General features: G+C 43.7%; 7 protein-coding genes. 2 read left to right on the forward strand and 5 right to left on the reverse strand.

Features of this window, described 5'->3' with window-relative positions:
- The first annotated feature begins 448 nt into the window (after positions 1 to 448).
- Positions 449 to 1,807, forward strand: coding sequence for a cytochrome c peroxidase (locus Q0954_RS31045; RefSeq protein ID WP_299464883.1), 1,359 nt, complete (start codon positions 449 to 451; stop codon positions 1,805 to 1,807).
- Between the two features lie 133 nt (positions 1,808 to 1,940).
- Here the strand turns inward: Q0954_RS31045 and Q0954_RS31050 are convergent, their stop codons facing one another.
- The 5 genes from Q0954_RS31050 to Q0954_RS31070 all read right to left on the reverse strand — a co-directional run bounded on the left by Q0954_RS31050 (position 1,941) and on the right by Q0954_RS31070 (position 7,715).
- Positions 1,941 to 2,486 (reverse strand): YdeI family protein, encoded by a 546-nt coding sequence (locus Q0954_RS31050; RefSeq protein WP_299464885.1) that lies wholly within the window; start codon positions 2,484 to 2,486, stop codon positions 1,941 to 1,943.
- Between the two features lie 239 nt (positions 2,487 to 2,725).
- Positions 2,726 to 4,231 carry a 2OG-Fe(II) oxygenase gene (locus tag Q0954_RS31055; protein WP_299464887.1) on the reverse strand — a complete coding sequence of 502 codons (1,506 nt, stop codon included), beginning with the start codon at positions 4,229 to 4,231 and terminating at the stop codon, positions 2,726 to 2,728.
- A 54-nt stretch (positions 4,232 to 4,285) separates the two neighbouring features.
- The gene (locus Q0954_RS31060; RefSeq protein ID WP_299464889.1) at positions 4,286 to 4,729 is read right to left on the reverse strand and encodes a PaaI family thioesterase; all 444 of its coding nucleotides are present in this window, start codon (positions 4,727 to 4,729) and stop codon (positions 4,286 to 4,288) included.
- 104 nt (positions 4,730 to 4,833) lie between these two features.
- Entirely contained in the window at positions 4,834 to 6,504 is a 1,671-nt protein-coding gene (locus Q0954_RS31065; RefSeq protein ID WP_299464891.1) for an AMP-binding protein, read from the reverse strand.
- A gap of 608 nt (positions 6,505 to 7,112) precedes the next feature.
- Complete coding sequence (locus Q0954_RS31070) at positions 7,113 to 7,715, reverse strand: DUF2306 domain-containing protein (protein ID WP_299464893.1); 603 nt, start codon at positions 7,713 to 7,715, stop codon at positions 7,113 to 7,115.
- 448 nt (positions 7,716 to 8,163) lie between these two features.
- Here Q0954_RS31070 and Q0954_RS31075 point away from each other — a divergent pair, with 448 nt between their 5' ends.
- Positions 8,164 to 9,735 carry an NAD(P)/FAD-dependent oxidoreductase gene (locus tag Q0954_RS31075; protein ID WP_299464895.1) on the forward strand — a complete coding sequence of 524 codons (1,572 nt, stop codon included), beginning with the start codon at positions 8,164 to 8,166 and terminating at the stop codon, positions 9,733 to 9,735.
- Positions 9,736 to 9,951: the final 216 nt, after the last annotated feature.

Raw genomic sequence — 9,951 nt, forward strand, 5'->3', positions numbered from 1 at the left:
TACATGTTTTTGGGAGGTTAGCAGCAGCCTGCATATCGTTAGTTTTCGATGTTTTTAACTAGAGATTCACATTATTAGATAAAATTTACAAAATAAGTGCTAAAAAATGCCCACCTCAACCTGTCTGGCAAGCAAAGCATCGAACTTGTTTTTGTACAATAAATATAATGAGTGATTTACTGGAAAAGCCCAGCAAATAAAGTAGTGGGTGGGGGGCTTGGTGAGAAAAAAACTGGGCAACCTTGGGGAAAAATGAGTAGTTTTACGGGGTTTGGCTTCATACAATTACCTGAACTAATGAAGTGTCATAAAAAATACAAATTAATTTTCGTAATTTGCTGCACTGAGTAAATGCGTACTTACTCAGCTGTATATTTTCAATTATATATTTCTTTCAATTCTTCCATTAGTCAATGCGAACTACAGTGGAAGAGTAATTTTAAATTTTATGACAATTACCAAATTCTCAACCTGGGCAATCCTGCTAGTGTTGTTGCCACTGACATGGGGTTGTATCAAACAAGAAAGCCCTCACCCCACCACCCTGGATCAGGAGCTGGAAAATACCCTGAAAAATGTATCGAATGGGCAAGGCAAAGCTTTTTTTACTTTACCTGACAGCGACGAACTGGCAAAAATCCCTCAAGATCCCAAAAATCCCCTGACCGTAGCCAAAGTAAAACTTGGACAAATGCTTTTTCATGAAACGGCTTTAGCGATTAAACCTAAGCAAGAAGTAGGCATGAATACTTACTCATGCTCAAGTTGCCATCACGCCGGGGCTGGTTTTCAGGCTGGTGTAAAGCAAGGCATCGGTGAAGGAGGAACTGGCTATGGCAGCAATGGTGAAGGACGCACCAAACATACCGATTACCCTGATAATATGATAGATGTGCAACCCTTACGGTCCCCATCGGCCATGAACAGTGCCTATCAGCAAGTAATGTTATGGAACGGGCAGTTTGGGGCAACTGGTCTCAATGCAGGTACTCAAGCCAACTGGACACCGGGCACTCCTATAGCTACCAACCATCTGGGTTATGAAGGGGTAGAAATCCAAGCTATAGCTGGGCTTACTGTTCACCGAATGGAGGTAAATACTGCGGTGTTGTTTCCTATGGGCTATAAGGCGTTATTTGACGAAGCTTTCCCCAATGTGCCCGAAGCTCAGCGTTATACCAACGAAACCGCCGGGCTTGCCATTGCTGCCTTCGAGCGTACCATTTTGGCAAGCGAGGCGCCTTTTCAAAAATGGCTCAAAGGCGACTTGGCGGCCATGAGCGATGCTCAAAAATCGGGAGCAATTTTGTTTTTTGGCAAAGCCAATTGTGGCAGCTGTCATACTGGTCCTGCCTTAAGCTCGATGAGTTTTCACGCCTTAGGGATGAGCGATTTTAGTGGGACGGGGGTATTTGGTCTTACACCCACTCAAATAACCGACGCAGGCAAGGGGAGGGGAGGTTTTACCAAACAGCCCTCTGATATGTATAAGTTTAAAGTGCCCCAATTGTATAACTTAAGCAACTCACCTTTTTATGGACATGGGGGTAGTTTTACCAGCATCAAAGAGGTAGTGGCTTATAAAAACAAGGCAGTGGCACAAAACCTTCAAGTGCCCCAAAGCCAGTTGGCAAGCGAGTTCAAAGCATTAGACCTAAGCGAGACTGAGCTAGACCAAGTAGTAGCATTTTTGCAAAAAGGTTTGTATGACGCCAATCTTAAACGCTACGAACCAGCTCGACTTCTATCTGGCAATTGTTTTCCTAACGCCGATGCCCAGTCAAAAACAGACCAAGGGTGTAATTAGGAGCTCAGGGTTTTCTTATAAAAAAATGGTAATTGGTTTTCAATGGTTTTATAAGAAAACCCTGCTAAACGCTATGAACTATTGGGCATCGGTAGATTGATGTTGAGCCTTTAGTGTATGGGGCAACGGCATCCTACCCAATTATTTTTTTACCTGCTGCCGAATACTCAATCAACTTGTTTAAACGCCTCATTTGGGTGGCTTCTTTTTTAGCTCTTATGACCCACCAAATCATCTGTCGTTGGTAAAAAGGTGCCGATTGGCTGAAAAACTCCCAAGCGGTGGGGTTGGCCTCCAAAAGTTGTTGATAAGCTTCAGGCAACTTGGCTTCCTTCTCATCGTTTTCGGGGTTGCGTTTTTCATAAATGGCCAAGCCGGGAGCTTCCATTAGCCCTTGCGCTTGCAAAACTTTCATTTTTTTGAGGTTTACCGCACTCCATACACTATTGGGACGGCGCGGAGTAAAACGCACTTTATAACTTTCCTCATCTACCGTTTTACGAATGCCATCGATCCAACCATAGCATAACGCCTGGTCTACCGATTCGCTCCAGGTGATGCTGGGTTTTTGGGTCGCTTTTTTATAGTAAGCCACCCACAGCTCCTTTTGTTGGTTGTGGTTTTGGGCGAGCCACTCTCTGAAGTCTTGAGGAGTTTTGAAGAAAAGCATGTTTTCCATGAGTGCTGTTATTTAGGTAAACGATTGATGTGATTATATAGCCAAACTGAGTACTAAGGAATTGTTCAAAAATAAATTTACACTCTGAGGGGTGATTTTTCGCCTTGATACTTCGTTATTTTTATTGCCCGTAGCGCTGCTATGAGCGCAAAAAATAGCCTCGTCTCAAAACAAAACCTCTACCTCAAGAATGGTAATTTAATTTCTCACCATTCCTAATAGTAAACTTAACTTCTTGGTTAGTAAGCATTCACCGCAATCTTGCCATCATACGATACACTCACCAACTGTTGATCGAGCAGGAGCACATCTTGTACAAAGTTATTGTGTGCATAGGTCTTGAGCGGCTCAAACCCAGGGTTTGCTTCTACGAAGTTGGTCAACTGCCATAGCTTTACCAGGTTGTCTTCTGCCCCACTTACCAGCATCTGCCGATGTATTTTTAGGCATCGTATAATGCCTTGGTGCGCCTGTATACGATGCAATGGGCTAAGTTCTAGCGTCTGATTGTCCCATTGCAGGCATTCTATAGCGCCATCATTTCTTCCCACAAACAGCCATTGATTGAGAGCGTCAAACACCAACGCTGTCACCGGGACTTTGCTATGCGCCCATTCACCCAATAATTCCCGTTTTTGATAATCCCACCACTTCAGCGACCCATCCTCGCTTCCAGTGAGCACACAATCATCGTTCATTTTCACCATTGCCCAAACCCACTCATTGTGTGCCAACCAGTTTTTTTTGAGTTCCCCTTTAGTCGTGATTATTTGCACCATGCCATCTGCCCCCAGGCTGGCAAAACGCTGGTCGTTTATTTTGCACAAGTTAAGAATAGTAGCTTCGTGTGCCCACACTTGCCACAAGGGGCGTAAAAGGAGTTTGCCCGTGGCATGGTCGAGTTGCCAGCCTCTTACTGTCTGGTCACGCGAAGCCGTTATTACCAAATCATTGCCATAAGGCAGTATAGCCACCACCGAGTTGGCGTGCGCCTGCACCGAAGTCAACGCCTTGCCATCTTTGCTCCATACCTTCAGCAGTTTATCTCTACCTCCAGTAAATACATAGTGTGGGTTGTGGGCTATAGCCCAAATATAGCCCAGATGCCCTTCGGCAAAAGGTTGGTCGGTCGCAGAAGAAACCGGGGAAGTTTTTTGGTAAAGAATATCACTGCGAAGAATGTATTTAATCCCCGAATGGAGCACTTCGCCCGCGTGCCAAATGTTGTGATCAAATATAATAAGGTCACCTGTTTCGGGCAAAAACTCTTGGATCACCTCATCACTGTCTTTAGAAGCAAAGAACAGCGTACGTCCTCCGGTAAACTCGTGGCTGTCGTTGAGGTATACCATAAAAGTAAGCTTAGACTGTATGGTGGCAGATTGATAGTGTACGCCGTCCAGGTGTTTGTTAAAGTATTGGTGGGGTTGGTAACGACATATTCGCAGTCTATGATTGAGTGTTTTGAGTTGCCAGTTACCCGCTTCATCTTTGCCTACTCCTGCTATATCAATAGACGAAGGCACATATTGTTTTATCTCCTCAAACAGTAAGGCAGCAAGGGTGTCATCGTCTACCACTTGGCGGTCGTTGTTGCGGTAAGAAGTAGGGTAGTGGGTAATGGCTTTGGCAAAACTGTCTTTTCGTTCTTCAATTATTTTTTTGCAAAGCTCAGGAGCAAACGCTTTTTTTACTACCAGACACACATAAGGTTGTTGAGGTAAAAGGTGTATTACTTGTTTCATTTAAAACGTAAGTTTGTTTAACCAACCGCCACTGCACAACAAAATCTAAAAAAATCACGACTTTCGCTTTACGCTGTAAATAGCCCTTCCTTCGGCCAGAATGTGTTCAGGCTTGCCTTGGTGGTATGCTTGAATGTGGGTAAAAACCACCCTATTGCCACTTTTTTGTACTTGAGCTTCCACCACTACATTGTTGTCTTTTTTTGCCGGTGATAAAAAGTCAGTTCTAATGTCAATGGTAGCTATCTTGTCTACCTTAATATCTATCATAGTCATGGCTGCCATTCCGCCTATCGAGTCCATTGCCGACACAATGACTCCACCGTGAAAATTACCCGCCACGATATTTCCTAACAGTTCTTTTTTGTAAGGAATAATCAGGCTTGCTTTGCCATGTTCCAGCACGTCAAGTTCGAAACCCAACAAACGGTGATAAGGAATATAGTCGGTAAATATTTTCCGATAAAACGCGGTGTCTATCTCTGTAGCTTCTTGCATTGTAGGATTGTTTTTTTATGAAAACGATTGGTTTTAAGTAAACAAAAGCAGGGTTTCCTCAGAAATGTAGGCGAAAAAAACCTGCTTTGCCTCAAATATACATGTTAGCCCTCCCAAATTACCTGATCGGGTTGTTGGTGCCAAGCCAGTAGTTGGTCGTTGTAATGCTTATTGAGTATATTACGTTTTACCTTTAAGGTAGGCGTAAGCAAGCCATTCTCTACACTGAAAGCTTCTTTGGCTACAATAAGGGTAGATATTTTTTTGTCGTTTTTCACGCCCTCATTGGCTTTTTCAAGCGAAGCAATCAGACTTTCTTTGATTTCTTCCTTTGATTTCATTTCGCCCAGCTCCGAGAGAGTGACAATGCCCATAGGCTGAGGCATACCCAACCCCACAATACAAATTTGTTCAATGTCGGTATTGGCATCAAATACCCACTCCATAGGCGCAGGCACTATATAAATGCCTTTAGAAGTTTTAAAAGTATCTTTTACCCTGCCCGTGAGGTAAAGGTAACCATCCTCGTTTACCCAGCCCTGGTCTCCTGTATGCAGCCAGCCATCTCTGAGCACTTCAGCGGTTTTGTCAGGAGCATTGTAATAACCCTGCATCATAAAATCGGCCTTCATGCATACCTCGCCAGTGTCTTCATCAATCTTTAGGTCAACTCCTGCGGCTGGTTTCCCTACCGAGCCAGGCTGGTCTTCGTCTCCAGATAAGAACGAACAAACAGCGCAGTTTTCTGTCATCCCGTACCCCTCCGATATAGATATGCCTAAACGCTTGTACCAGTCTTTGAGGCTTTGGGCTATAGGCGCAGCTCCCGAAATACAGGCACGTGCTTCGCTCAACCCCAAACCTTTCTTTATTTTGTTTTTTACCAAGCCCGAAAGAACAGGGATTTTGAGAAAGAGGTTGAGTTTTTTTTGTGACATTTTGCCCAATACCCCCAGTTGAAACTTAGTCCAGATGCGGGGCACTGCAAAAAACATGGTAGGTTGGGTTTCGCGCAGGTTTTTGGCAAAAGTATCAATGGTTTCAACAAAAGAAATTTCGCCCCCGTGGGCAATGCACAAAAACTCTATGAGGGCACGTTCGGCAATGTGGTTAAGCGGTAAAAAAGAGAAAAAACGATTGTCGCCATCAAACGATACTTTGACATAATTTTGTTGATGCACCATAGCATCGAGGCTGGCGAGGGCACGATGGTTAAGCATTACCCCTTTGGGAGTACCCGTGGTGCCCGATGTAAATACTATAGTCCATAAATCTTCCATGTCGGGCAAAGGATTGCCCTGCAAAGGCTCAAATCGGGCAAGAAAATCGTCCCACTGCTCGCCTTCGGTTACTTTAGAATTGCCTTCATAATGTGGAAAAGCAATGATGGGCATGTCGGCAGGCACGCCTTTTTTCATATCTTCCCATACCTCCGTTTTGCCCACAAACAATGCTTTTACATCGCCCAGATGGATTACTTCCTTGATTTGTTCTCCAGTAAGGGTGGGGTAAAAAGGTACCGACACATAGCCAGCAATCATAATGGCCAGGTCAGCAATGATCCACTCTCGGCAGTTTTTAGATACCAGCCCTATATGACTTTTGGCTGGCAAGCCCAACGATTGAAGCCCTGTAGCAAGCTTGCGTGCCATCTGTGCCGCCTGTTGCCAGGTATAGGTCTCCCAACGGTCACCAAAAGGTTGCCTTAAAAAAGATTTGTTGGGCATTGTTTGCTCTTTTTCGTAAAATGACTGGAGTATTGTTTTTTGTCCCATAGATTGACTGTTTTTAATTTAAGTTCTTTGGCTATCAGATACTTTCAAACCATTGACAGTGATTGGTTTGCCATACAAATAGCAGACAAGATTGTTTGATTATATTTGCAAATATGATATTGCAGGTAACACAGCTGGTTGAGAGTTGAGCATTTTAAAAATTACTTAATGTCTTGTGATAAATCAGTTTTTCTTAATACATTTTGTTGACTCAATGTACTCTACCCTACTATTTTTCCTCTCGGTCTGTGCCTCCACAAATCGCCCCGTTATAGAGCTTGGCAACAGTGTTCTTCAAGGTTTCGATCAGCTCGTGGAGACACGATCTGAGGCGATGATTGTACTTTTGAAAAAAAAGTTCAGAGTAGACTCAGTGGAGTAAACATACAACCATTGTATTAGTAAAAGCTCAAAAATCAAATTAAATATTTTTAGCTGAATCAGAAAAGTAAAATAGTATTTTAATACTAACACAATCACTTTTGTTTTGTTTTGGGGTATATTTAACCCCGCCATTGGCTGGCAGAGTACTTCTGTGTTTTGAAGATTGGGAGAGAGAAAAAGGGAAGTAGGTTGAAAAAGTAGTCGTCAAACAAGGAATACAGCAGCTATGATACTTGTTTTACCAAACGATGCGCTACCCATAAGTTGGGCACCCAGCACAGCCAGGCTACCATTAGGTAAGCTTTGGTAAAGTCCCCCAGGGTAACAATTAACAAGGGAAGCCACAAACGCAAAGTAACCGCAGCAAAACAAGCCGCGTAGCTATAAATCATCATTTTCTGATGGATGATCACCTGCTTTGCTTTAATGCTGGTGTACGCCCTGTAGGTAGTAAAAAACCAAATCAACCCCAGGCCTATAAAACCAACGGCAGCCACCGCCCCTCCATTGGCATAAAAGCCAAGGTAAATACCCGCCAGTGCACTCAATAGCGCCGATATTATATATATTTTGCCCAGCCTTCGGTGCCATTCCAGGTGTTGGGTTCTCCACCGCTTGCCAAATTGTACCCAACCCACCAACAAAGCCACCCCGCCCAGTACAATATGGGTATAAAAACTGGTATACCATACGGCATTGTTGAGCAGTGCCAGACTCTTGGAGCCCAAAAATCCTTGGCTCATATCTACAAAAAAGTAAGCTGCTGGGTAAAGCCCAATAGCAATGGCAAAAAATGCCATCAGAAAATGTAAGGTTTTGTTTTTCATGGAAATTAGAAGTTATTAGTTTGCCATAAATAGTGCTGTTTTTTGCTGGAGATGAGGAGCCCCAATGCTAGTTGTTTTTTGTTTTATATAAAATGTTTGCCCGAAGAAACCACAAATAACCTGGCTTAAACGGAGAAAAAAGCAGACGAAATGCCGGGCCGTTTTTAGAGCTTGTTTAAATTTTCGTTTACAGGAGGTTTTATGATGAATTTTCTGATTAGATGCGTCAAATTTTGAAGGAATAGCCACGCTATTGCTGATAAATTTGACGCATCTAATCATAAAAGTCGCGTAAAAGACCTAATCAATGAATTTTAAACAAGCTCTTAGGTAAAACCACCATTTTTTATTACATCTGCCTGCTTTCGTGTCTGGTTTTCAAACTAGGTTTGGCAATAAATTCGTAGATTGCAGGTCAGTTTTTTTAAGGATAAACACCTTACTCATTATGATGAAACAACTCAAATTGACTTTGTCGCCCGAAATTGCCTATAATGATGAGGCATTGGCTCAATACATTGCCACTAAAATATCGGCAGTTAACCAAGACGACTTTACCATTCGTAAACTCAAACGCTCGATTGATGCCCGCGGTAAAAACATTAAGGTACACCTTCAGGCAGAGGTTTACTTCAACGAAAGCCCCCCCCCGCTGTTAGATTACAAGCAAGACTACCCTAATGTAGCCCAGGCTCCGCAAGTAGTGGTAGTAGGCGCCGGACCAGGAGGTTTGTTTGCTGCTTTGCGACTCATAGAGCTGGGGTATAAACCAATAGTGTTAGAGCGGGGCAAAGATGTACAAACCCGTCGCCGCGACCTGGCATCTATCAACAAAGACCACCTGGTCAATGGAGAGTCTAACTATTGCTTTGGCGAAGGGGGGGCAGGCACCTACTCAGACGGTAAGCTGTATACCCGTTCAAAGAAACGAGGAAGCGTCAGGCGTATTCTGGAGATTTTGGTGGCACATGGAGCGGTAGACGATATTTTGGTAGATACTCATCCTCATATTGGCACCAACAAACTGCCCCGTATTGTGTCTAATTTGCGCGAGAGTGTGTTACAGGCGGGTGGCGAGGTACATTTTGACACAAAGGTGACTGACTTTGTATTGAAAGGGGGAGAAATGAAGGGAGTGATTACCCAACAGGGCGACAAGATAGAGGGCTTGGGAGTTATATTGGCTACTGGGCACTCGGCACGCGATATTTTTATTCGTTTGCACGAACAAGGCATCTATATCGAGTCGAAGCCTTTTGCTTTGGGGGTACGCATAGAGCATCCACAACAATTGATAGATCAGATACAGTACAATTGCAAAGACCGGGGCGAATACCTGCCCGCCTCGTCTTATTCGTTGGCCGCCCAAGCAGTGTATGAAGGCAAACAGCGAGGAGTTTTTTCGTTTTGTATGTGTCCTGGAGGCTTTATAGTACCTGCTGCTACTGCTCCTGGCGAGGTAGTAGTAAATGGGATGTCGCCCTCACGTCGCAACTCTAAGTTTGCTAACTCAGGCATGGTGGTGTCTGTATTGCCCGAAGACCTGGAGCCTTACCAACAATATGGAGCGCTTGCGGGCATGCACTTTCAGCGAGAAGTAGAGCAACGCTCTTGTCAAATAGCGGGCACTACCCAAACTGCACCCGCACAAAAAATGCGTGATTTTGTTAACAAAAAAATATCTGGGCAGTTGTTAGAAACCTCTTATCAGCCAGGGCTTAAGTCTATAGCCATAGATGAGGTGTTGCCACCATTTATTGCCCAAAGTTTGCGCAAAGGCTTTCAGCTTTTTGGAAAAAAAATGAAAGGTTATTTAACCAACGAGGCACAAATTGTGGGGGTAGAGAGCCGTACTTCGTCGCCAGTACGTATTCCACGTGACAAAGAGTCTTTTGAGCACGTGCAAACCAAACGCTTGTACCCATGTGCCGAAGGGGCAGGCTATGCCGGCGGTATTATGTCGGCGGCAATTGATGGTGAAAAATGTGCTGAGAAGTTGGTAGAAAAGTACGGAAAATAATACCATTTGTCTGGTGTTCAACAATTAGCCAAGTAGTTAGTTATTGTTATGAAGGACTTGCAAAGAGAGAGGGGAGCATGCTCTACCTCTTCCTAATGTAAGCATACCTCATTTACAGTATGTTAGTTACATCTATTTATCAACATGTTCGCCATAATTAATGGCAACAATTATTGGTAAAAAAAAAGGGATTGTTATTTTGAATTTGGAGAAACA

Source organism: uncultured Microscilla sp. (assembly GCF_947493425.1).
Lineage (GTDB): Bacteria > Bacteroidota > Bacteroidia > Cytophagales > Microscillaceae > Microscilla.